This is a genomic window from Pseudolysinimonas sp. (assembly GCF_044239695.1).
Lineage (GTDB): Bacteria > Actinomycetota > Actinomycetes > Actinomycetales > Microbacteriaceae > Pseudolysinimonas_A.
The window spans coordinates 17,220-37,896 of record NZ_JBIIAW010000004.1 but is presented as its reverse complement, the minus strand read 5'-3'; the positions used below and the strand labels follow the sequence as shown (position 1 = coordinate 37,896).

The 20,677-nt window shown below is 70.6% G+C and carries 21 protein-coding genes; 11 read left to right on the top strand and 10 right to left on the bottom strand.

Annotation, left to right across the window (positions count from 1 at the left end; genetic code table 11):
* Nucleotides 1–13: 13 nt before the first annotated feature.
* Genes ACILQS_RS01440 through xseA form a run of 4 tightly spaced genes read right to left on the bottom strand, consistent with a single transcriptional unit; the run spans nt 14 to nt 2,625 of the window.
* A complete protein-coding gene (locus tag ACILQS_RS01440; RefSeq protein WP_395638312.1) occupies nt 14–643 on the bottom strand; it encodes a carbonic anhydrase in 630 nt (209 codons plus the stop codon).
* Entirely contained in the window at nt 643–1,227 is a 585-nt protein-coding gene (locus ACILQS_RS01435) for a DUF4245 domain-containing protein (protein ID WP_395638311.1), read from the bottom strand. The genes ACILQS_RS01440 and ACILQS_RS01435 overlap by 1 nt, the downstream gene beginning before the upstream one ends.
* Nucleotides 1,224–1,520: an exodeoxyribonuclease VII small subunit gene (locus tag ACILQS_RS01430; RefSeq protein WP_395638310.1), complete on the bottom strand. Its 297-nt coding sequence runs from the start codon at nt 1,518–1,520 to the stop codon at nt 1,224–1,226. Before ACILQS_RS01430 ends, ACILQS_RS01435 begins: the two co-directional genes overlap by 4 nt.
* Nucleotides 1,459–2,625, bottom strand: a complete 1,167-nt coding sequence (gene xseA / locus ACILQS_RS01425) for an exodeoxyribonuclease VII large subunit (RefSeq protein WP_395638339.1) — start codon at nt 2,623–2,625, stop codon at nt 1,459–1,461. The genes ACILQS_RS01430 and xseA overlap by 62 nt, the downstream gene beginning before the upstream one ends.
* Before the next feature lie 129 nt (nt 2,626–2,754).
* Here xseA and ACILQS_RS01420 point away from each other — a divergent pair, with 129 nt between their 5' ends.
* The 4 genes from ACILQS_RS01420 to ACILQS_RS01405 are packed head-to-tail and all read left to right on the top strand — an operon-like array spanning nt 2,755 to nt 6,759.
* Entirely contained in the window at nt 2,755–3,840 is a 1,086-nt protein-coding gene (locus tag ACILQS_RS01420; RefSeq protein WP_395638309.1) for a 4-hydroxy-3-methylbut-2-enyl diphosphate reductase, read from the top strand.
* Between the two features lie 4 nt (nt 3,841–3,844).
* A complete protein-coding gene (locus ACILQS_RS01415) occupies nt 3,845–4,384 on the top strand; it encodes a DUF6264 family protein (protein ID WP_395638308.1) in 540 nt (179 codons plus the stop codon).
* 3 nt (nt 4,385–4,387) lie between these two features.
* Nucleotides 4,388–5,590 carry a sensor histidine kinase gene (locus ACILQS_RS01410; protein ID WP_395638307.1) on the top strand — a complete coding sequence of 401 codons (1,203 nt, stop codon included), beginning with the start codon at nt 4,388–4,390 and terminating at the stop codon, nt 5,588–5,590.
* Nucleotides 5,587–6,759, top strand: a complete 1,173-nt coding sequence (locus ACILQS_RS01405; RefSeq protein ID WP_395638306.1) for a hypothetical protein — start codon at nt 5,587–5,589, stop codon at nt 6,757–6,759. Before ACILQS_RS01410 ends, ACILQS_RS01405 begins: the two co-directional genes overlap by 4 nt.
* On the opposite strand, the gene fbaA is transcribed toward ACILQS_RS01405, so the two are convergent.
* On the bottom strand, nt 6,746–7,777 hold the full coding sequence (fbaA, locus tag ACILQS_RS01400; protein WP_395638305.1) for a class II fructose-bisphosphate aldolase: 1,032 nt from the start codon (nt 7,775–7,777) through the stop codon (nt 6,746–6,748). The genes ACILQS_RS01405 and fbaA overlap by 14 nt on opposite strands.
* 137 nt (nt 7,778–7,914) lie before the next feature.
* On the opposite strand from fbaA, the gene glpX reads away from it, so the two are divergent.
* The gene (gene glpX / locus ACILQS_RS01395; protein ID WP_395638304.1) at nt 7,915–8,913 is read left to right on the top strand and encodes a class II fructose-bisphosphatase; all 999 of its coding nucleotides are present in this window, start codon (nt 7,915–7,917) and stop codon (nt 8,911–8,913) included.
* On the opposite strand, the gene ACILQS_RS01390 is transcribed toward glpX, so the two are convergent.
* Nucleotides 8,910–10,583: a SulP family inorganic anion transporter gene (locus ACILQS_RS01390; RefSeq protein WP_395638303.1), complete on the bottom strand. Its 1,674-nt coding sequence runs from the start codon at nt 10,581–10,583 to the stop codon at nt 8,910–8,912. The two genes, glpX and ACILQS_RS01390, sit on opposite strands and share 4 nt — an antisense overlap.
* Entirely contained in the window at nt 10,580–10,942 is a 363-nt protein-coding gene (locus tag ACILQS_RS01385; protein WP_395638302.1) for an ArsR/SmtB family transcription factor, read from the bottom strand. Before ACILQS_RS01385 ends, ACILQS_RS01390 begins: the two co-directional genes overlap by 4 nt.
* Nucleotides 10,943–11,032: 90 nt before the next feature.
* On the opposite strand from ACILQS_RS01385, the gene ACILQS_RS01380 reads away from it, so the two are divergent.
* The 4 genes from ACILQS_RS01380 to ACILQS_RS01365 are packed head-to-tail and all read left to right on the top strand — an operon-like array spanning nt 11,033 to nt 16,247.
* Nucleotides 11,033–11,836, top strand: coding sequence for a DUF1206 domain-containing protein (locus ACILQS_RS01380; protein WP_395638301.1), 804 nt, complete (start codon nt 11,033–11,035; stop codon nt 11,834–11,836).
* Between the two features lie 48 nt (nt 11,837–11,884).
* Nucleotides 11,885–12,490 (top strand): TetR/AcrR family transcriptional regulator, encoded by a 606-nt coding sequence (locus ACILQS_RS01375; protein WP_395638338.1) that lies wholly within the window; start codon nt 11,885–11,887, stop codon nt 12,488–12,490.
* Nucleotides 12,490–14,223 (top strand): ABC transporter ATP-binding protein, encoded by a 1,734-nt coding sequence (locus ACILQS_RS01370; RefSeq protein WP_395638300.1) that lies wholly within the window; start codon nt 12,490–12,492, stop codon nt 14,221–14,223. Before ACILQS_RS01375 ends, ACILQS_RS01370 begins: the two co-directional genes overlap by 1 nt.
* The gene (locus ACILQS_RS01365) at nt 14,223–16,247 is read left to right on the top strand and encodes an ABC transporter ATP-binding protein (RefSeq protein WP_395638299.1); all 2,025 of its coding nucleotides are present in this window, start codon (nt 14,223–14,225) and stop codon (nt 16,245–16,247) included. Before ACILQS_RS01370 ends, ACILQS_RS01365 begins: the two co-directional genes overlap by 1 nt.
* Here ACILQS_RS01365 and rmuC read toward each other — a convergent pair.
* Complete coding sequence (rmuC, locus tag ACILQS_RS01360; protein ID WP_395638298.1) at nt 16,244–17,671, bottom strand: DNA recombination protein RmuC; 1,428 nt, start codon at nt 17,669–17,671, stop codon at nt 16,244–16,246. The two genes, ACILQS_RS01365 and rmuC, sit on opposite strands and share 4 nt — an antisense overlap.
* A 94-nt stretch (nt 17,672–17,765) precedes the next feature.
* Here rmuC and ACILQS_RS01355 point away from each other — a divergent pair, with 94 nt between their 5' ends.
* Together ACILQS_RS01355 and ACILQS_RS01350 are read left to right on the top strand one after the other, a co-directional pair.
* Nucleotides 17,766–19,256 (top strand): CoA-acylating methylmalonate-semialdehyde dehydrogenase, encoded by a 1,491-nt coding sequence (locus ACILQS_RS01355; RefSeq protein WP_395638297.1) that lies wholly within the window; start codon nt 17,766–17,768, stop codon nt 19,254–19,256.
* A 100-nt stretch (nt 19,257–19,356) separates the two neighbouring features.
* On the top strand, nt 19,357–19,806 hold the full coding sequence (locus tag ACILQS_RS01350) for a hypothetical protein (RefSeq protein WP_395638296.1): 450 nt from the start codon (nt 19,357–19,359) through the stop codon (nt 19,804–19,806).
* Nucleotides 19,807–19,808: 2 nt separating this feature from the next.
* On the opposite strand, the gene ACILQS_RS01345 is transcribed toward ACILQS_RS01350, so the two are convergent.
* Complete coding sequence (locus ACILQS_RS01345; protein WP_395638295.1) at nt 19,809–20,018, bottom strand: response regulator; 210 nt, start codon at nt 20,016–20,018, stop codon at nt 19,809–19,811.
* A gap of 45 nt (nt 20,019–20,063) precedes the next feature.
* A complete protein-coding gene (locus tag ACILQS_RS01340; protein ID WP_395638294.1) occupies nt 20,064–20,654 on the bottom strand; it encodes a 3'-5' exonuclease in 591 nt (196 codons plus the stop codon).
* Between the last annotated feature and the right edge of the window lie 23 nt (nt 20,655–20,677).

The window sequence follows — 20,677 nt, the reverse complement described above, 5'->3', positions numbered from 1 at the left end:
GAGGAGCGACGAGTCAGGACTCGAGCGCCCCGAGGGCGACAGCCGGAACCACGTGGCCTTCGATGAGGCGGTAGTTCGCGCCGACGACTCCCAGCGTACCGGCGGCGATGGCGTCGGAGATGAGTTCGCTGCGCTCGACGAGGGCTCGAACCGTGCGCTCGAGGTGCGCCCGGCCGACGTCTTCGGGGTCGCGCGTGGCGGCGAGGCGCACGGCCGGCCGGATTCCCGCGATGTGCCCGGCGATGTGCGGGGGGAGCTGCGCCGACTCGGCGGAGTCGAGGTCGATCGCCGCCTGCACGGCCCCGCACGCGTCGTGCGCGAGCACGATGATGAGCGGCACGTCGAGCACCGCGACCGCGTACTCGAGCGACGCGATCACGGAGTCGGAGATGACCTGGCCGGCATTGCGCACGACGAACAGATCGCCGAGGCCCTTGTCGAAGATGATCTCGGCCGCGAGGCGGGAGTCACTGCACCCGAACAGCGCGGCGTGCGGTGCCTGCGACCCGGCCAGTTCGGTGCGACGCTCGACGTCCTGCCGCGGGTGCTGCGGCTCGCCGGCGACGAAGCGCTCGTTGCCGCGGCTCATCTCGCGCCACACCTGCGCGGGGGTGCGACGGCTCTCGACGGCGGCGTCGGCCATCAGCGGGCCTCTCCCACGGTGGTGGCGAGCACGGCGAACTCCTCGTCGGATGCCGTGCCGCCGAGCACGATCGTCGACGCCCCCGACTCGGTCACGAGCGCGAACTCGACATTGCCCGGGTCGGGCACGTCGCGGCGGTCGTAGGCGTCCCAGGTGAGGCCGCCGTGGCTCTGCGCTCCGGTCACGGAGGCGGAACGCACCTGGTCGGCGAGCCACGACGCGTTCGCGTCGACGCCCTGTACGAGGCCGATGTACGCGCCGTCGGGGGTGAGGAACCCGATCTCCCACCGCGTCACGCCGTCGGCCGGGTCGCTCACCAGTTCGGCGCGGTTGGCGGTCCAGCCCTCGGGGAGGTCGGGGATGACGAGCGGTTCGTCGACGGACCCCTGGGCCGAGGCTCCGACCGCCCGGTAGTCGATGGCGGGGAGCTGGGTGTCGGGCCGCACGACCACGACGACGAGCAGCAGAACGATGCCGAGCGACGCGATCAGGGCGATGACGAGGTTGAACGTCGTCTGGTTGGCGCGCCGGGCCGCGCGACGCTCGGCGACGGTCGGCGCCGCCTCCTGGGCGGGCATCGTCATGACGGGTCGCCGGCGGCGGGGGACGCCGCGGAGGTGCGGGCGGCGTCGAGACGGGCCTTCGCGCCGACGAGCCACTCCTCGCACCGCTTCGCGAGGGCTTCCCCGCGCTCCCAGAGGGCGAGCGACTCCTCGAGCGAGACGCCGCCCTGCTCGAGGGCGCCGACCACCTTCACGAGTTCGTCCCGAGCCTGTTCGTAGGAGAGCTCGGCGATGTCGGACACGCCCACAACCCTACCCGCGGCCCTCGACGGTCGCCGCGATCTCGCCGTCGACGAGGGTGAGGCGGAGGGCATCCCCGGGGGTGGACTCGGCGACGTGCCGCAGCACCGCCCCCGACTCGAGGCGGGCGATGGCGTAGCCGCGCTCGAGGGTCGCTTGCGGAGAGAGCGCCCGCAGCTGCGCGCGGAGTTCGACGACGCGCTGCCCGGCGCGTTCGAATGCGTAGTCGAGCAATTCCGCCCCGCGGGCGACCCACCGGGTGAGCTCTTCGGCCCGGTCGCCGACCAGGCGCTGCGGGTCGGCCAGCACGGGGCGCGAGCGGATGCTTCCGATGCGGTCGATCTCGGCGGTGACCATTCCGGTGACTCGCGCGAGCATCCGGCTGCGGGCCTGCCGCACGCGCGCGAGCTCGTCGGCGATGTCGGGCACGACCCGCTTCGCCGCGTCGGTCGGGGTGGAGGCCCGCAGGTCGGCCACGTCGTCGAGCAGCGGCCGATCGGCCTCGTGGCCGATCGCGCTCACGACCGGGGTGCGGCATTCGGCGACCGCCCGCACCAGCCGCTCGTCGCTGAACGGCAGCAGGTTCTGGAAGTCGCCGCCGCCGCGCGCGACGATGATGACGTCGACGTCGGGGTCTTTGTCGAGCGAGGTGATCGCGCCGATGACATCCGACACCGCGCGGTCGCCCTGCACCGCCGCATGCCGGATGCGGAACTGAACGGCCGGCCAGCGCAACTGGGCGTTGCGGATCACGTCCTTCTCGGCATCCGAGTCCTTGCCCGTCACCAGCCCGATGCAGCGCGGCAGGAAGGGCAGGCGCTGCTTGCGCTCCGCGTCGAACAGCCCCTCCTGGCTGAGCTTCCGGCGCAGCGCCTCGAGTTTCGCGAGCAGGTCGCCGATGCCGACATGGCGGATGTCGTAGACCTGCATCGTGAGGGTGCCGCCCTTGGGCCACCACTCGGACTTCACGAGGGCGACGACCCGGTCGCCCTGCCGGAACTCCTCCTTGAGTTTCATCAGCGTCGTCGACCAGACCCGGAACGACAGCGTCACGTCCTGGGTGAGGTCTTTGACCTTGCCGTAGGCGTTGCCGCCGGAGAGCCCCCACTGGGTGATCTCGCCCTCGACCCACACGGTGCCGAGGCGGTCGATGTAGTCCTTGAGTTTGCCCGACATCATCGCGACCGGCCACGGCGCCTCGGGGGAGGAGCGCTCGGGGGTCGCGGCGGGCTCGGGGGTCACGCGTCGAGGCTAACCGAGCCCGCCGTCCTCCCAGCCCGGTGCCGGTCGGCTCCGTAGAATCGAGACATGGCCGGCATCACCAACGGCGCGGCAGTGCTCGCGCCGCCTCGCGTCCCCGCGGTCCGCGGGCGACTCGTCGACCGACCCGTCGACGGGGGCAAGCGCGTTCTGCTCGCCGCCCCGCGCGGCTACTGCGCCGGAGTCGACCGTGCGGTGATCGCCGTCGAGAAGGCGCTCGAGAACTTCGGCGCCCCCGTCTACGTGCGCAAGCAGATCGTGCACAACGTGCACGTCGTCAGCACGCTCGAGCAGCGTGGGGCGATCTTCGTGGATGACGTCGCCGAGGTGCCGCACGGATCGCACGTGGTCTTCTCGGCGCACGGCGTCTCGCCGGCGGTCGTGCAGGGGGCCACCGACCGCGGGCTCCAGGCGATCGACGCCACCTGCCCGCTCGTGACCAAGGTGCATCGCGAGGCCGTCCGCTTCGCGAAGCAGGACCTCGACATCCTCTTGATCGGTCACACCGGGCACGAAGAGGTCGAGGGCACGATGGGGCACGCGCCCGAGCGCACCACCCTCGTGACGAAGCCGGAGGATGTCGACACGCTCGTCGTGCGCGACCCCGACAACCTCGTCTGGATCTCGCAGACCACCCTGAGCGTCGACGAGACGATGGAGACGGTGCGGCGGCTGCGCGAGCGGTTCCCGAACCTGCAGGACCCCCCGAGCGACGACATCTGCTACGCCACCCAGAATCGTCAGGTCGCGATCAAGAAGGTGGCGCCGGCCGCCGATCTGGTGATCGTGGTGGGTTCGGCCAACAGCTCCAACACGGTGCGGCTCGTCGACGTCGCGCTCGAGCACGGCGCGAAGGCCGCGCATCGCGTCGACTACGCGACCGAGATCCAGCAGGAGTGGCTCGACGGCGTCGCCACGGTCGGGGTCACGAGCGGCGCGTCGGTGCCTGAGGTGCTCGTGCAGGAGGTCCTCGCCGAGCTGGCGGATGCCGGCTACCTCGACGTCGAGACCGTCGTCACGGCCGAGGAGGACCTGATGTTCTCGCTGCCGAAGGAACTGCGCACCGACGCCCAGGGCAACCCCGACGATCGCGGCCTCGGCGGACGCACCCGTCGCCTCGACTGGCAGGGCTGAGCGGGTGTCCGACCCCCGCTCGGCGCCCCGACCGATCCCGCAGTACGGCGAGTACGCGACGCCCGAGGAGGTCGCCGCCCTGCGCGGGGTCGCGGTCGAGGCACCCCTCGCGGAGGCACCGCCCGCTCCGGCGCCTGCGGCGGTCGGCGGTCCGGCCGCACCCGGGGGCCGGCGCTACGACCGGCCCGTGACGATCGCCCTCCTGCTCTTCGGCGCGATCAATCTCGTGCAGTACGGGGCGGCACTGCTCGACTTCGACACCTTCCTCGAGAGCGCGACCGCCGGGACGCCGACCGAGTCGATCGACTTCGGCGATGCGGCGCGGGTCGGGGGCTACGTGCTGTTCGGGGTCTCGCTCCTGCTCTTCCTCGTCGCCGGCTTCGTCTCGGTGCAGCGGCTGCGGCGCGGTCGGGTCGCGTTCTGGGTGCCGCTCGTCGCCGGCGCGCTCACCGTCGCGAGCTGGGTCGTCGTGCTCGTCGCGATCGTCTTCCAGACCCCGGACGCGCTCGCCTACCCCCTTGCCCTGACCGCTTCCGGAACCTGACCCGTGCGGGTTCGGGTCCTGCCGCGCGAGACGGCCGCCGCCGTCATCACCGGTGCGGTTTCGGCGGCCGGGTGGGGGGTCGCCGCCATGACGATCCTGCTGACCGTGCCCGTGCTCGTCGAGACCTTCATCCTGCGTGATCGGCTCTCCGACCTGCCCCTCGCCCTCATCCTCCTCGGCGTCGTGCTCGGCGGGATCGTCGCGGTCGTCCTGCATCCCCGTCGCTGGGTCGTGCTCGCCTACCTCGCGGTGGCCGGATCCGCGACCGTCGGCTATGAGGTGCTCCTGCTCGCCGGAGACCCCGGGATCGTCGAGAGCACGCCGTACCTCGTCAACCGGCCGACCCTCGCCCTCGTGCTCGTCGGCATCCCGGCGACCCGGGCCCTCATGGGGATCGGCTGGTCGGTGCTCGGCTTCGCCGTGGCGACGGTCGCCGGCGTCATCGCGTTCGCGGTGTCGGGGATGACGTTCACCCCCGGCTTCGGACCGGCGATGGTGCTCGCGCTCTCGACAGTCGCCTATCTGACGCTCGCCGCCATCCAGGAGCGCATCCGCCGCCGCGTGCCGAACTTCGACGAGCTGGAGGCGGAGACGCACGCCCTCGCGCACGGGGAGGATCTGGCGCGCCGCACCACCGCGGTCGTGCACGACACGATCCTCAACGACCTCGCCGTCGTGATGAGCGCCCCGAACCGGCTGGACGAGCGCGCCCGGGAGCGCCTGCTCGCCGATCTGGACGTGCTGCGCGGAGCGGACTGGATCCGGGCGTCGAACGCCACGTCCGACCTGATCGAGGAGGATCCGGGGTTGCGGAACGACCTCGCGCGACTGGCGAGTGAATTCCAGTGGCGGGGGCTCAGCCTCCACATGACCGGACCGGCACCGGCCAACCACGCTCTCGAGCCCGACGTGGGCGACGCTCTGCTCTGGTCGTTGAGGGCGACCCTGGAGAACGTCCTCCGGCACTCCGGCGCGACGACCGCCGAAGTCGAGGTGATCGCCGACCCGACCACGATCACCGTGATGGTCACCGATCGAGGCTCCGGATTCGACCCGGCCGCGGTCGCGCAGGACCGGCTCGGACTGCGCGCCTCGGTGGTCGACCGGATGGCGGCCGTCGGCGGGCGGGCGCAGATCTGGTCCGCGAAGGGCGAGGGGACCTCGGTGATCCTCACCGCCCCGGCGACCGAAGTCAGGTCGTCGTGAGGCTCCCGTGGCTCGACCGACGATTCCTGCGGCTTTCCGCCCAGGACGCGGATCCGCTGAGCTGGTTCACCGGCTCCCTCGTGCCGCTGGTGTTCGCCGGGCTGAGCCTCCTCTACGGCGGCACCTTCGCCCTCGTCGCCTGGGACTCCAGCCGCGATCCGGTGCTGCAGTTGGTCGGTGTCGCGCTCTGCACGTCGGCGAGCGTCCTCATCCATGTGCTCACCCGGCCGATGCGGCGCCGACTCGGCTGGGGTGGCGCGAGCATCGCCCTCGCGATCGGGGTGGCGGGGTTCGCGCTCTCGTCGATCGGCTACGCCGATACGGCACTGACCATCGAGCTGTGGTGGGCGCCGTTCGGGCTCGCGCTGGTGATCGGCTCGCTCGGACCGTACCTCCCGCCGCGCGCGATCATCGTGCTCGGCTCCGCCGTCACCCTCGTCGCCGTCCCGATCGGCTGCCTGCTGATCCGGCCGGAGGTCTCGGCGTGGGGTCCCGTCTCGACGGCGCTGATCATCGCCTCCCCGCTCGTCAGCGGCATCGCCGCGACCGCGGGGTTCTCGCTCGCCGTCGTCGCGCGCACCATTCCGCTGATCGAGCGACGCTCCCAGTCGATGCTCTCCCTCGACGCCCCCCAGGGCGCGCACAACGAGGCGCTCGAACGCGCGCGTCTGGCCCGCCTGATCGCGCGGGCGGCGCCCTTCATCGAAGGCATCGCCCGGTCGGGTGAGGTCACTCCGGCGGATCGCACGCTCGCCGGCCAGCTCGCGCGGCGGTTGCGCGACGACCTGGTCACGCAGTCGAACCTCAGCTGGCTCGATTCGGTCGCGCAGGACCGGCTGGTCGTGGTCGACCCCGACCATCAGGCGGGACGGATGCGCGCGGCGCAGCGCACCGCGCTGCGCGCCCTCATCCGCGCGATCCTCGCGACGCCGGGCACCGACGCGGGGTCCCTCCTCGTCGAGCTGCGCGCTCACCCCGACGGCACGACGGCGGTCGGGGTGAGTCTCGACTTCGAGCTCCCCGAGGGTCGGCGCGTCATGCACCTCGCGCCGTACTACCTCGCGCTGCGCGGCAGCGTCGATGACTTGGAGTGGAGCGACGACCGGTTCCTGCGGGTGACGTTCAACTTGCCGCCGGAAGCCGGCGAGGCGCGCGCTACCTCGAGCTGATGCTCTGCCCGGCGCTGCCGAGCTGGCGGGTCGCCTCGGCGACGCGCGCGGCCATCGCGGACTCGGCGATCTTGCCCCAGGCGCGCGGGTCGTAGATCTTCTTGTTGCCCACGCCGCCGTCGACCTTGAGCACGCCGTCGTAGTTGGCGAACATCGTGCCGGCGATCGAGCGGGTGAAGGCGTACTGGGTGTCGGTGTCGATGTTCATCTTCACGACCCCGTACGAGACGGCATCCGCGATCTCCTGGTCGGTCGACCCCGACCCGCCGTGGAAGACGAGGTCGAGCGGCTTGGCCGCCGTGCCGTACTTCGCCGCCAGCCCCTCCTGGATCTCCTTCAGCAGCTCCGGGCGCAGCTTCACGTTGCCCGGCGCGTAGACGCCGTGCACGTTGCCGAAGGTGAGCGCCGCCATGTAGCGGCCCTGGTCGCCGAGGCCGAGCGCGTCGACGGTCGCGATCGCGTCGTCGAGCGTCGTGTACAGGTGCTCGTTGATCTCGTGGGCGACGCCGTCCTCCTCGCCGCCGACGACGCCGATCTCGACTTCGAGGATCGCGTTGATCGCTTTCATGCGGGGGAGCAGATCTTTCGCGATCTCGAGGTTCTCGGCGAGCGGCACGGCCGAGCCGTCCCACATGTGCGACTGGAAGATCGGGTGACCGCCGGCCTTGACCTGCGCCTCCGACGCCGCGATGAGCGGCTCGACGAAGCCGGGCAGGGCGTCCTTGGGGCAGTGGTCGGTGTGCAGTGCGACGGTGACGGGGTAGTTCTTGGCGACCTCGGTGGCGAACGCGGCGAACGCGAGAGCGCCCGCGGCCCGGGCCTTCACGGTCTGGCCGGCGAAGTAGTCGGCGCCGCCGGTGGTGACCTGGATGATGCCGTCGGACCCGGCCTCGGAGAGACCCTGGAGCACCGCGTTGATCGTCTGCGACGACGAGACGTTGATCGCCGGGAAGGCGAACCCGCTCTTCTTGGCGGTGTCGAGCATCTCGGCGTACTGGTCGGGGGTTGCGACGGGCATGGGGTCTCCTTGACAGGGGCCGGAAACGATCGTGGTGGCGGGATCGCCTGCGAGCTTACCGGGGCTCGGTAGGCTGACTTCAGCGCCCTCGCCGCCACCGGGGCCGATCCTTCCCGTATCGACCAGAGGACACTCCCATGGCGGATGCCGAGACCGGCACTCTCTATCTCCACCCCGACCGCAACCTCGCGATGGAGCTCGTGCGCGCCACCGAGGCCGCCGCCATCCGCGCCTTCCCGTACGTCGGTCACGGCGACAAGAACGGCGCCGATGGGGCCGCCGTGGATGCCATGCGCAAGTTCCTGGGGACGGTCAACTTCGCCGGCACCGTCGTGATCGGTGAGGGCGAGAAGGATCAGGCGCCGATGCTGTTCAACGGCGAGGTCGTCGGCAATGGGCGCGGGCCGGCTTGCGACATCGCCGTCGACCCGATCGACGGCACGTCGCTCACGGCGGCCGGGCGCAGCAACGCGATCTCGATGATCGCCGCCGCGGACCGAGGAGCGATGCTCGACGCCTCGAGCGTCTTCTACATGGAGAAGCTCGTGACGGATGCCGCCGGGATCGGGGTGGTCGACATCCGGCAGCCCATCGGAGAGAACATCCGCGCGCTCGCGAAGGCGAAGGGCAAGGGCGTCGACGAGATGCTCATCGGCGTGCTCGACCGGCCGCGCCACCAGCAGCTCATCGAGGACATCCGGGCGGCCGGCGCCGGCACGCGACTGCTGCTCGACGGCGACGTCGCGGGCGGCATCAACGCGGCCCGCTACGACAGCCGCCTCGACATGTGCGTCGGCATCGGCGGCAGCCCCGAGGGCGTCGCCACGGCGTGCGCGATCAAGGCGCTCGGCGGCTTCATCCAGACGATGCTCTACCCGCAGACGGATGCCGAGCGCGAGAAAGGCGCGGCGGCGGGGCTGCGCTTCGGCGAGGTCTACGAGGCGGACGACCTCGTGAAGGGCGACAACACGTTCTTCGTCGCGACCGGGGTCACCGACGGTGCCCTCGTGCGCGGCGTCGAGCGGAAGGGCCCGATCCTGCGCACCGAGAGCATCGTGCTGCGCGCGCGTTCCGGCACGATCCGGCGGGTCATCGCCGACCACCTGGTCGAGAAGTGGCTCGGCGAGGACGGCTAAGCCGGCGACTCCGCGATGTCGCCGTTGTCGCGCGCGACGTGACTGCGGGCGTGGGCGACGGCAGCCGTGAGGTCGTCGAACAGGTGACGCTGGTCGCGTAGCGCGTCGAGAACGCCGACGGTGCGGAAGAGCTCGGTGTGCCCTTCCCGCACGCCCTTGATGAGCACGGTGACGCCGCGGGCTTCGAGGCGCTGCACGATCTCGCTGAGCACGTGCGCGCCGGTCGCGTCGACGAGCTCGAGTTGCGACATCCGCAGGATGACGACCGAGACCCCGTCGAGCCCGGTCACGGTGTCGAGGACGCGGTCGGCGGCGGCGAAGAAGAGCGGCCCGTCAAAACGCACGACCGCGATGCGCTCGTCACCCGCCCGGGCCTCGCCGTCGAGCGGCTCGCGATGCACCCCGGTGGCGCGGGCGAGACCGCGGATGGCGAACAAGCCGGCGACGACCATGCCGATTCCGACGGCGACGATCAGGTCGACGGAGACGGTGACGACGGCCGTGATCACGAAGGCGGCCGCGTCGGCGCGCGTCGAGCGCAGGATCGAGCGCACGGTGCCGGCATGCACCATCCGCGTGGCGGTCACCATGAGCACGCCGGAGAGGGCGGCGAGGGGGATCGCGCCGACCGGCCCGGAGACCATCACGATGACGAGCAGCAGGATGACCGCGTGCGTGATCGCGGCGAGACGTGTGACGGCACCCGAACGCACGTTGACGGCGGTCCGGGCGATCGCGCCCGTTGCGGGCATCCCGCCGAAGATCCCGGCCGCGATCGAGGCGAGCCCCTGCCCGACGAGTTCGCGGTCGGGATCGTAGGGTCCCGTGTCGGCGAGGCCGGCCGCGACGCGGGCCGAGAGCAGGGATTCGATCGCGGCGAGGGCGGCGACGGTGACCGCGGGGAGGAGGAGCGCGCTCAGCGTCGCGAGGTCGAGGACCGGCAGCGCAGGAAGAGGCAGCGTGCGCGGCAGGTCGCCGATCGGAGCCAGCGGGTCGGGCAGCACCAGGGTGAGCGCGGTCACGACGACGATCCCGACGAGGGAGCCGGGGATGGCGCGGTGCAGTCGGGGAAGCAGGAGCATGCACGCGGAGATGATCACGACCGCGCCGAGAGCCCAGAGCAGGTAGACCGGATCCGCCGACGTGATCGCCGACACGGCTTCGACGACGACGTTGCCGTGCGAGGCGTGCGTGGCGGACCCGGTGAGCGCGGGAACCTGCTGGAGGAAGATGATGACGGCGATGCCGAGGGTGAACCCCTCGATCACCGGCCAGGGGATCATCGAGACCGCTCGACCGAGCCGCAGAACGCCGGCGCCGAGCACGATGACGCCGGCGAGGAGGCTCACGATCGCCACCGCGCCGACGCCGTGCATCGCGACGATCGGTGCGAGCACGACCACCATCGCGCCGGTGGGCCCTGAGACCTGCACGTTCGAGCCCCCGAAGACGGCGGCGACGACCCCGGCGACGATCGCCGTGATGAGGCCGGCCTCGGCGCCGGCACCGGAGGAGATGCCGAAACCGAGTGCGAGCGGGAGCGCGACGATGCCGACGGTGAGGCCGGCGAGCAGGTCCCGTCGCCATGACCGGGGGACCGCCGCGTAGTCCCGCGCGCCGGGAAGTAGTCGGCGCCCGTGCCTGACGGCGCGACTCAGAAGCCCGGTCACGGGCCGGCCAGTTCGGGGAGCGCGGTCAGGCGTCCGAGCTGTTCGGCATCGGCGGCGAGCACCGCGCTCAGCAGTCGGCGCGCGACGGCGAGGAGCTCGGCGACCTCGGGGTCGGTCACCCGGTAGTACACGTGGCTCGCGCGGCGTGACGATCCAACGAGCCGGTGTCGTCGGAGCACGGCGAGATGCTGGGAGAGGTGGGACGCTTCGAGCCCGGTGCCGCGCTGGAGTTCGGCGACGCTGTGCTCGGCGCCGTCGGCGAGGAGCTCGAGGAGGCGGATCCTGAGCGGGTGGGCGAGCCCCTTGAACAGGCCGGCCTTGACCTCGTAGAGCGGTCGCTCGTCGCGGGTGAGTGACATGATGAAGTCATCATATAGCTGAACACGCTCAGATCGACGGGCGCCTGGCAAGGGCTCCCGTGGGCGGGACGGCGCTGGCACCCTGAGGTGATGAACGACAGAGCACGGTCCACCGCGGCGCACACGCAGCATTCCTCCGCCATGCAGCTGGCCGCGCGACTCGGCTTCGCCGTCAACGGCCTGCTGAACGTGATGATCGGCGGGCTCGCACTGGGGGTGGCCGGTTCGGCGGCGTCGGGGGGAGCGGATCCGAACGGAGCGTTGACGGGTCTCGCCCAGGGGCCGGGCGGCCAGGTGCTGATCTGGGTGATCGTGGTCGGGCTCCTGGGTCTCGCGGTCTGGCAGATCGCCTCCGCCGTGCAGGAGCGCGACCCCGACGCGCGACGCCTCTGGGCGGCGCGGGCGAAATCCGTCGGCAAGGGCGTCGCCTACGCCGCGATCGCGGTCGTCGGGATCCGGGTCGCGCTCGGGTCGGGTGGGGGCGGCGGGGGCGAAGAGGATGTCACCGCCCAGGCGCTCGCGACGCCCGGCGGGGTCGTGCTCGTCGTGCTCGTGGGTCTCGGCACGCTCGGCGTCGGCGGCTACCTCGTCGCCAAAGGCGTCCGGAAGAAGTTCCTCGACGACGTGAGCCTCCCGGCCGGACGGGTCGCGACGGGCGTCACCGTGCTCGGGATGGTGGGATACATCGCCCGTGGCATCGCGTTCGGGATGATCGGCATCCTGTTCCTGGTGGCGGCGGTCACGGCCGACCCGTCGAGCGCGGGAGGGTTGGATGACGCGCTCGCGGCGCTCGCCGCGCTGCCGTTCGGTGCGGTGGTGCTCGTCGCGGTCGCGCTCGGGTTCATCGCCTACGGCCTCTATGGCTTCGTGCGGGCCCGATTCGCCCGCCTCTAGGACCGCCACTTGCGGAGTGAGTGCTCACTCATTTAGAGTTCCCGAGTGATGCAGGCGGGTGACGCGTTCGTCGACGCGGCGGCGTTCTCGCGCGAACGAGCCCGCCCCCTCGCGCCCGAGGACCGGCGTCAGGCGATCGTCGACGCCGTGATTCCGCTGTTGCGTGAGCACGGCCGGGACGTCTCGACCCGTCAACTGGCCGAGGCGGCCGGAGTCGCGGAGGGCACGCTGTTCCGGGCCTTCGGCGACAAGGACTCGCTCATCGCCGCCGCCACGGAGAAGATCTTCGACCCGACCCCGCTCTGGGCGGCGCTTGCCTCGATCGACATCGACCTGCCGCTCGAGGACAAGCTCACCGAGGTCATGCGGATGCTCCACGAGCACTTCCGTGCCGTCGTCCGGGCGGTCGTTGCGCTGGGCCTACGCGAGCGCCCGCCGGCACGGCCCGAGCACCTCGAGCGTCGGCTCGAGCAGATCCTGGGAGATCTGCTGCTCCCCGACATGGGGCGGCTCGCCGTCCCGATCGCAACGGTCGCCGACTACGTGCGCCTCATCGCCTTCGCCTCCTCGCTGCCGATGTCCCCTGATCTCGGCGACGACGTGCTGTCCGGATTGATCACCCGCGGGATCCTCCGCCGGGAAGGGGAGCACTGATGCTCGGAAAACTGCTCGTGCGCTTCATCAAGCCCTACTGGCCGCTGCTGGTCGGGGTGATCGTGTTCCAAGCGGCGCAGTCGATCGCCAACCTGTGGCTGCCGAGCCTCAACGCCGACATCATCGACCGCGGCGTGGCGACCGGCGACCTCGGCTACATTCTCGGCGTCGGCGGTCTCATGCTCGCCGTCACGCTGGCGCAGATCGTCTGCGCGATCGTCGCCGTCTACTTCGGCGCGCGCCTCGCGATGGCGTTCGGGCGCGACCTCCGCGCCGCGATCTTCGCCCAGGTCGGACGGTTCTCCGAACAGGAGGTCTCGCGATTCGGCGCCCCGTCGCTCATCACCCGCACCACCAACGACGTGCAGCAGGTGCAGATGCTCGTGCTCATCGGGTGCACGATGCTGGTCGCGACGCCGATCCTCGCGGTCGGCGGCGTCGTCTTCGCGATCTCCGAAGACCCGGGGCTGTCGTGGATCATGGTCGTCGCCGTGCCGGTGCTGCTCGTCGCGGTCGGCCTGATCATCGCCCGGATGACCCCACAGTTCCGCAAGATGCAGGAGCGCATCGACGCCGTCAACCGCGTGCTGCGTGAGCAGCTCACCGGCATCCGGGTCGTGCGCGCGTTCGTGCGCGAGCCAGCCGAGACCGCCCGCTTCGGCCGCGCCAACGACGAGCTCACCGACACCGCGGTGCGAGCGGGCCGGCTCTTCGCGCTGATGTTTCCCGTCGTGATGCTCATTCTCAACGTGTCGAGCGTGGCCGTGCTGTGGTTCGGCGCCTACCGGATCGAGGACGGCGACCTGCAGGTGGGGTCGCTCATCGCATTCCTCAGCTACCTCGTGCAGATCCTCACCGCGGTGCTGATGGCGTCGATGCTCGCCTTCTTCCTCCCGCGGGCGGCGGTGTCGTCCGACCGGATCGGCGAAGTGCTCGACACCCCGTCGAGCGTCGTGCTGCCGACATCCCCCGTCACCTCCCTCGCGACGAGCGGCGCCATCGAGTTGCGCGACGTGACCTTCTCCTACCCCGGTGCCGAGGCCCCCGTGCTGCGCGAGCTGTCGTTCGCGGTCACCCCGGGAAGCACGACGGCCGTCGTCGGCAGCACGGGCGCCGGCAAGACCACGCTCGTGAACCTCCTGCCGCGCCTGTTCGACGCGTCGGAGGGAGCGGTGCTCGTCGACGGCGTCGACGTGCGGGAGCTCGATCCCGACCTGCTCTGGGGGCGGATCGGGCTGGTGCCGCAACGCGCCTACCTGTTCTCGGGAACGGTGGCGTCGAACCTCCGGTACGGCAAGCCCGACGCGACCGACGACGAACTGTGGGCGGCGCTCGAGGTCGCGCAGGGCCGGGACTTCGTCCAGCAGATGCCCGGTGGTCTCGACGCGCCGATCACCCAGGGCGGCACCAACGTGTCGGGCGGTCAGCGGCAGCGACTCGCGATCGCCCGGGCGCTCGTCAAGCGGCCGGAGATCTACGTCTTCGACGACTCGTTCTCGGCGCTCGACACCGCGACGGATGCGCGGCTCCGGGCCGCTCTGACGAAGGCGGTGCCCGACGCGACGAAGATCATCGTCGCGCAACGCGTGGCGACGATCACCGATGCCGATCAGATCCTGGTGCTCGATCACGGCGAGATCGTCGGTCGGGGAACCCATTCCGAGCTGCTCGAGACGTCGGCGGAGTACGCCGAGATCGTCGCGAGTCAGCTCTCGGCGGAGGAGGCGGCCTGATGACCCTTCGACAGGCTCAGGACGGCGGCGACGACACCACGACTCAGGACGAGGCTCAGGTTCGGCCCGCGTCGCGTCGCGGCCCCGGCGGGGGCGGCCCCTTCGGCGGCATGGGGATGCCGGTGGAGAAGAGCATGAACTTCCTGCCGTCGGCGAAGCGGCTGATCGGGCGCCTGCGGCCCGAGCGCATCCCGGTCGCGTTCGTCTTCCTGCTGGGCATCGTGAGCGTCGCGCTCGCGGTGCTCGGCCCCAAGATCCTCGGCATGGCGACCGACATCATCTTCACCGGCGCCATCTCCTCGCAGCTTCCCGCGGGCGTGACGAAAGAGCAGGTCATCGCCGGGCTCGAGGCCGACGGCAACCAGCAGCAGGCCGACCTGATCCGCAACCTCGACCTCACGCCCGGCGTCGGCATCGACTTCGCCGCGCTCCAGGTGGTGCTCGGCATCGTGCTGCTGCTCTACGTGTTCTCGTCGCTGTTCCAATACGTGCAGGGCTACGTGCTGAACGGCGTCACCCAGCGCACCGTCTACCGCCTGCGCTCCGACGTCGAGCAGAAGATCCACCGCCTGCCGCTGTCGTACTTCGACAGGATGCCCCGCGGCGAGCTGCTCTCGCGCGTGACGAACGACATCGACAATGTGTCGCAGAGCCTGCAGCAGACCCTCAGCCAGATGGTGACCTCGATCCTCACGGTGGTCGGCGTCGTCGTGATGATGTTCGTCATCTCGCCGCTGCTCGCCCTCATCGCGCTCATCGCGATCCCGCTCACCCTCGGCATCACGGTGGTGATCGCGAAGCGCTCGCAGAAGCTCTTCGTCGCCCAGTGGAAGAACACCGGGGAGCTCAACGCCCAGATCGAGGAAGGCTACTCGGGCCACGCGCTCGTCAAGGTCTTCGGCCGCCACCGCGAGGTCGAGGCCCGGTTCGCCCAGAAGAACGACGAGCTGTTCACGGCGTCGTTCGGCGCCCAGTTCATCAGCGGCATCATCCTGCCGGCGACGATGTTCGTCGGGAACCTGGTCTACGTCGCGATCGCGGTCGTCGGCGGGGTGCTCGTCGCGGGCGGCACGATGCGCATCGGCGACGTGCAGGCCTTCATCCAGTACTCGCGGCAGTTCACCCAGCCGCTGTCGCAGCTCGGCTCGCTCGCCAACCTGCTGCAATCGGGCGTCGCGAGCGCCGAGCGCGTCTTCGAACTGCTGGATGCCGACGAGCAGTCGGCCGAGCCGACCGCACCGGCGTCGCCTCCGCTCACCGCCGGTCGGCTGGCGTTCGAGCACGCGTCGTTCAGCTACGACCCGGCGAAGCCGCTCATCGACGATCTGTCGCTCGTCGCCGATCCCGGCAGCACGGTCGCGATCGTCGGCCCGACCGGCGCGGGCAAGACGACGCTCGTGAACCTCATCATGCGCTTCTACGACCTCGACAGCGGACGCATCACCCTCGACGGCGTCGACATCGCCACGATGACCCGCGACGACCTGCGCGAGCGCACCGGCATGGTGTTGCAGGATACCTGGCTGTTCAAGGGTTCGATCCGCGACAACATCGCGTACGGAAACCCGTCCGCGTCGGAGGAGGAGATCCTTGCCGCAGCGCGGGATGCCTACGTCGACCGCTTCGTGCACGCCCTGCCCGACGGGTACGACACGGTGCTCGACGACGAGGGCGGCAACGTGTCGGCGGGGGAGAAGCAGCTGATCACGATCGCCCGGGCGTTCCTCGCCGATCCGTCGCTGCTCATCCTCGACGAGGCGACCTCGTCGGTCGACACCCGCACCGAGCTGCTCGTGCAGCGCGCGATGCGCGACCTGCGGCAGGAACGCACCTCGTTCGTCATCGCGCACCGCCTGTCGACGATCCGGGATGCGGACCTGATCCTTGTGATGGAGTCGGGCTCGATCGTCGAACAGGGCACTCACGAGCAGCTCATCGCCGCCGGTGGTGCGTACGCGCGGCTCTACGAGGCGCAGTTCGCGGCTCCGGTGGAGGCGGCCGTCGAGAAGGCTCCCGCCGACTAGGCCGTCTTCGGCTTGCGGATCGGCGTCGGCGGCTCGACGAGGTCGAAGTCGAGCTCGGGTCGGCCGATGCCGGTCTCGTCGAGCGCGCCGAGTTCGTCGACGACGCGATCGTCGGGCGTGCGGTCGTCGAGCACGCGCTCATCGAGCACCGCGGTGAGATCGGATGCCGTCAGCTCACGCGGCAACTCGTCGATCTCGCTGAGCGGCGGCAGTAGCTTCGAGCTGTCGAGCTGGCTGATGCGGCGAGCCGACGGCAGCACCTGGCGCTCGAAGGAGCCGACGAAGGTGTTGTAGTCCTTGACGCTGCGCTCGATCGTGCGACCGAGCTTGTCGACGTGGCCGGCGAGGGTCGTGAGCCGGCCGTACAGTTCCCGGCTGACGTCGAACAGGTTCTTCGCCTCCTGCGTGACGACCTCGTGGCGCCAGCTCACGGCGACGGCCTTGAGCACCGAGAACAGGGTGACCGGGGAGGCGAGGGCGACGTGCTTGCTGAACGCGAACTCCATCACCGACGGGTCGGCTTCGAGGGCGGCGGAGAGCAACGACTCGCTCGGGATGAAGGCGATGACCATCTCCGGGCTCGAGTCGAGTCCGTCCCAGTAGGAGCGGGCGCCGAGCGCGACGATGTGGTCGCGCACCGCCTTGACGTGCGCCTTCATCAGCACCTCGCGGCGGGCGAGTTCGGCGTCGTTCGCGGTGGGCAGGATGGCGGCCGCGTCGAGGTACGAGTTGAACGGCACCTTCGCGTCGACCGCGATGCTCTTGCCGCCGGGGAGCGTCACGACCATGTCGGGGCGCGAGGTGCGGCTGTCGATCTTGATGCTCGACTGCACGTCGAAGTTGACGTGCTCCATCATGCCCGCGGACTCCACGACGGCGCGCAGCTGGGTCTCACCCCAGACGCCGCGGGTGGCGTTGTTCTTGAGCGCCGAGGCGAGCGACTCGGCGGTCGTGCGCAGGCGCTCCTCCGATTCGACGGCGCTCTTGAGCTGCTGGGCGAGTTCGCCGTGCTGGAGGCTGCGCTGCTGCTCGAGGTCGGTGACCTTCTGCTGCATCGACGAGAGCGACTCCTTGACGGGGGCGAGGGCTTGCAGCACCTTGCTCTCGGCGGCCTCCGCCTGAGTACGTGCGGCGGCTTCGAGGCGCTGCCGCTCCATCAGGTCGCGGTACTGCTCCTGCGCCGAACCGAGCTGCTCGCGCAGACCGGCCAGAGTCGCCTGGGCCGCCGCGAGTTCCGAGCCGAGCTCGGCCCGCACCGAGGCCAGGTTCGCCGAGTGCTGCGCGGCGAGCAGGGCCGGGTCGGCGCCGGCGACGGCCTCGCTGCGGCGGGCGCGCGCGACGACGAAGCCCACGACCCCGCCCAGGCTCGCACCGAGGACAAGGCCGACGGCGAGTCCGAGGATCAGGGTGAGCGTCGCATCCATGCCTGAAGTGTCGCAACAGCGTCCGACATCCCCGTGTTGCACCCACCGAAAACCGAAAATGTTCGGGAAATGTCTTGCGATTAGCTTGGGCCTCATGACCATCGTTCTCGATCACTGGGTGTCCGGCGCCGCGTTCTCCGGCGACAGCACCCGCACCGCCCCCGTCTACGACCCCGCGCGGGGTGTCGTGCAACGCGAGGTGCGGCTCGCCTCGACGACGGATGTCGACGCAGCGGTGCAGGTCGCGGCGGCCGCCTTCCCGGAGTGGAGCGAGGCGTCGTGGGCGAAGCGGCAGGGGGTGATCTTCGCGTTCCGCGAGATCCTCAACGCCCGCAAGGGGGAGCTCGCCGCGATCCTCACGAGCGAGCACGGCAAGGTGACCTCGGATGCGCTCGGCGAGGTCGCCCGCGGGCTCGAGGTGGTGGAGTTCGCCTGCGGCATCCCGCACCTGGCGAAGGGCGAGTACACCGAGAACGCGTCGACCGGGGTCGACGTCTACTCGGTACGTCAGGCGCTCGGCGTCGTCGGCATCATCTCGCCGTTCAACTTCCCGGCGATGGTTCCGCTGTGGTTCTTCCCGATCGCGCTCGCGCTCGGGAACACGGTCGTGCTCAAGCCGTCGGAGAAGGATCCGTCGGCCGCCATCTGGATGGCGGAGGCGCTGAAGGAGGCGGGGCTGCCCGACGGCGTCTTCAACGTCGTGCACGGTGACAAGGAGGCGGTGGACGCGATCCTCACGCATCCGCAGATCGCGTCGATCAGCTTCGTCGGCTCGACCCCGATCGCGAAGTACGTCTACGAGACGGGCACCGCCGCCGGCAAGCGCGTGCAAGCGCTCGGCGGGGCGAAGAACCACATGCTCGTGCTGCCCGACGCCGACCTCGACCTCGTCGCCGACTCGGCGGTGAACGCGGGCTTCGGCTCCGCGGGCGAGCGCTGCATGGCGATCTCGGTCGTCGTCGCGGTCGGCGACATCGCGGATGACCTCATCCCGAAGATCGTCGACCGGATGGCGACGCTGAGGGTCGGCGACGGCACGCGCGGCTGCGACATGGGTCCGCTGATCACGAGGGAGCACCGCGACAAGGTGGCGGGCTACCTCGACGTCGCCGTCACCGACGGCGCCGACATCGTGGTCGACGGACGCGGCATCGAGGTGGATGGCGAGGCCGACGGGTTCTGGCTCGGCCCCACCCTCATCGACAAGGTGCCGACATCCTCGGATGTCTACACGCACGAGATCTTCGGACCGGTGCTGTCGGTCGTGCGCGTCGACACCTACGAGGAGGGTCTCGCCCTCATCAACGGCTCTCCGTACGGCAACGGCACCGCGATCTTCACCAACGACGGCGGCGCCGCGCGGCGCTTCCAGCGCGAGGCGACCGTCGGGATGATCGGCATCAACGTGCCCATCCCGGTGCCGGTGGGCTACTACTCGTTCGGCGGCTGGAAGGACTCCCTCTTCGGCGACACGAAGGCGTACGGCCCCGACGCCATCCACTTCTTCACCCGCCAGAAGGCGATCACCTCGCGCTGGCTCGACCCGTCGCACGGCGGCATCAACCTGGGCTTCCCGACCAACTGATCCCTCCCTGCTTGCGCCATAGAACCCTCTATGACGTTGCGGACCCCCGCGTGCGACCCTCCGCGGCGTCGAGCCGGGTTCCGAAGGGCAGGATGGGGTCGTGAACTCGCGTGCGGTGATCGCGGCAGCAGTGCAGAAGCTGCGGGATGCCGGCGCGCCCACGGAAGTGCGCGTCGCGATGTTGCGCGGCGCCTTCGGGCGCTCGAAGCTCCGGCCGGTGGGCGAGGTGTGGCGGCTCGGCGCGCTGTGCCTCGCCGACGACGGAACGTTGTTCGCGACCGGCGACGTGCTCGTCGTGACCGAGCCGACGCATCCGAACTATCGCAACGAACTCGCGATCCAGCGCAACGAGCTGCGAGCGATGCTGCGCCGCGCGGGCGTCCCCTCGGGGGCGACCGCCGTGCTCGACACCCGGCCCCTCGACCTCGACGCCCCCGAGCCTCCGCTCGTCGTCACCGACGACGGGCTCGGCGTGCTGTGGACGACCGGCGGCGCGAGCATCCCGTTCGAGCGCTACCTCGCGGAGCGGGTCGACCTGCTGCTCGGCTGAGGTCAGACGGCCGTGTCGAACCGGTAGGGCACGGTCGTCGGCCCGTCGTTCTCGCCGGTGTTCACGGCGGCTCCGGCCTTGCGGTAGATGAGCTGGCCCTGCTCCCACTGCAGCACGAGTTCGTCGTCGACCGTTTCGAGCGTCTCCGCGTCGAGGGGGACGATCTGGCCGTCGAGGGGGCCGCCCGAGAGCTGGCCGAGGATGTTCGCCATGTGATGCTCCGTTCCGCCGTCAGCCTAGCGAGAGTGGCCGGACGCTCAGGCGATCGCGGCCGCGGCGGGCTGCACGATCGTCGAAATGCGCACGCCCGCTCGCAGCGCGAGTTCGGGAACGTCGATCGCGCCGTAGTGCTCGGCCGCATGGATGATGATCGCCGCGCAGGCCTCGGCGTCCGCGACGGCGTCGTGGTGCGGGAAGTCGGAGAATCCCGCGGCCGTGGCCACCGACGGCAGCTTGTAGGAGTCGAGCGTGTAGGTGTTGCGGGCGATCTGCAGCGAGCAGAAGTAGGAGTACAGCGGGATCGTGAACCCCGTCGCGGTGCAGGCCGCCTTGATGACGCCCATGTCGAAACCGGCGTTGTGCGCGACGAGGGGGTCGTCGCCGGCGAAGGCGAGCAGGTCGGCCATCTGCTCGAGCCAGGACGGGGCATCCCTCACCATGTCGGCGGTGATGCCGTGGATGCGCGTGTTCCAGTCGATGAAGTGGTCGTGGCCGGCCGGCGGCCGGATGAACCAGCCGATGCGGTCGACGACCTGACCGTCGCGCACCTTCACGAGCCCGACCGAACACGCGCTCGCCATCGACGAGTTGGCCGTCTCGAAGTCGATGGCGGTGAAGTCGAGCGGCACATGCCGACTCTGACACGGGCCTC

Excerpts from the sequence above, each read along its gene's own strand:
- ACILQS_RS01370 (WP_395638300.1), top strand. The coding sequence starts at position 12,490 with ATGCTCGGAAAACTGCTCGTGCGCTTCATCAAGCCCTACTGGCCGCTG.
- glpX (WP_395638304.1), top strand. The coding sequence starts at position 7,915 with ATGGCGGATGCCGAGACCGGCACTCTCTATCTCCACCCCGACCGCAAC.
- fbaA (WP_395638305.1), bottom strand. The coding sequence starts at position 7,777 with ATGCCCGTCGCAACCCCCGACCAGTACGCCGAGATGCTCGACACCGCC.
- ACILQS_RS01345 (WP_395638295.1), bottom strand. The coding sequence starts at position 20,018 with ATGGCGAACATCCTCGGCCAGCTCTCGGGCGGCCCCCTCGACGGCCAG.
- ACILQS_RS01420 (WP_395638309.1), top strand. The coding sequence starts at position 2,755 with ATGGCCGGCATCACCAACGGCGCGGCAGTGCTCGCGCCGCCTCGCGTC.
- ACILQS_RS01355 (WP_395638297.1), top strand. The coding sequence starts at position 17,766 with ATGACCATCGTTCTCGATCACTGGGTGTCCGGCGCCGCGTTCTCCGGC.
- xseA (WP_395638339.1), bottom strand. The coding sequence starts at position 2,625 with ATGATGTCGGGCAAACTCAAGGACTACATCGACCGCCTCGGCACCGTG.
- ACILQS_RS01380 (WP_395638301.1), top strand. The coding sequence starts at position 11,033 with ATGAACGACAGAGCACGGTCCACCGCGGCGCACACGCAGCATTCCTCC.
- ACILQS_RS01385 (WP_395638302.1), bottom strand. The coding sequence starts at position 10,942 with ATGTCACTCACCCGCGACGAGCGACCGCTCTACGAGGTCAAGGCCGGC.
- ACILQS_RS01375 (WP_395638338.1), top strand. The coding sequence starts at position 11,885 with ATGCAGGCGGGTGACGCGTTCGTCGACGCGGCGGCGTTCTCGCGCGAA.
- rmuC (WP_395638298.1), bottom strand. The coding sequence starts at position 17,671 with ATGGATGCGACGCTCACCCTGATCCTCGGACTCGCCGTCGGCCTTGTC.
- ACILQS_RS01435 (WP_395638311.1), bottom strand. The coding sequence starts at position 1,227 with ATGACGATGCCCGCCCAGGAGGCGGCGCCGACCGTCGCCGAGCGTCGC.
- ACILQS_RS01440 (WP_395638312.1), bottom strand. The coding sequence starts at position 643 with ATGGCCGACGCCGCCGTCGAGAGCCGTCGCACCCCCGCGCAGGTGTGG.
- ACILQS_RS01365 (WP_395638299.1), top strand. The coding sequence starts at position 14,223 with ATGACCCTTCGACAGGCTCAGGACGGCGGCGACGACACCACGACTCAG.
- ACILQS_RS01430 (WP_395638310.1), bottom strand. The coding sequence starts at position 1,520 with ATGCCCTCCGCCTCACCCTCGTCGACGGCGAGATCGCGGCGACCGTCG.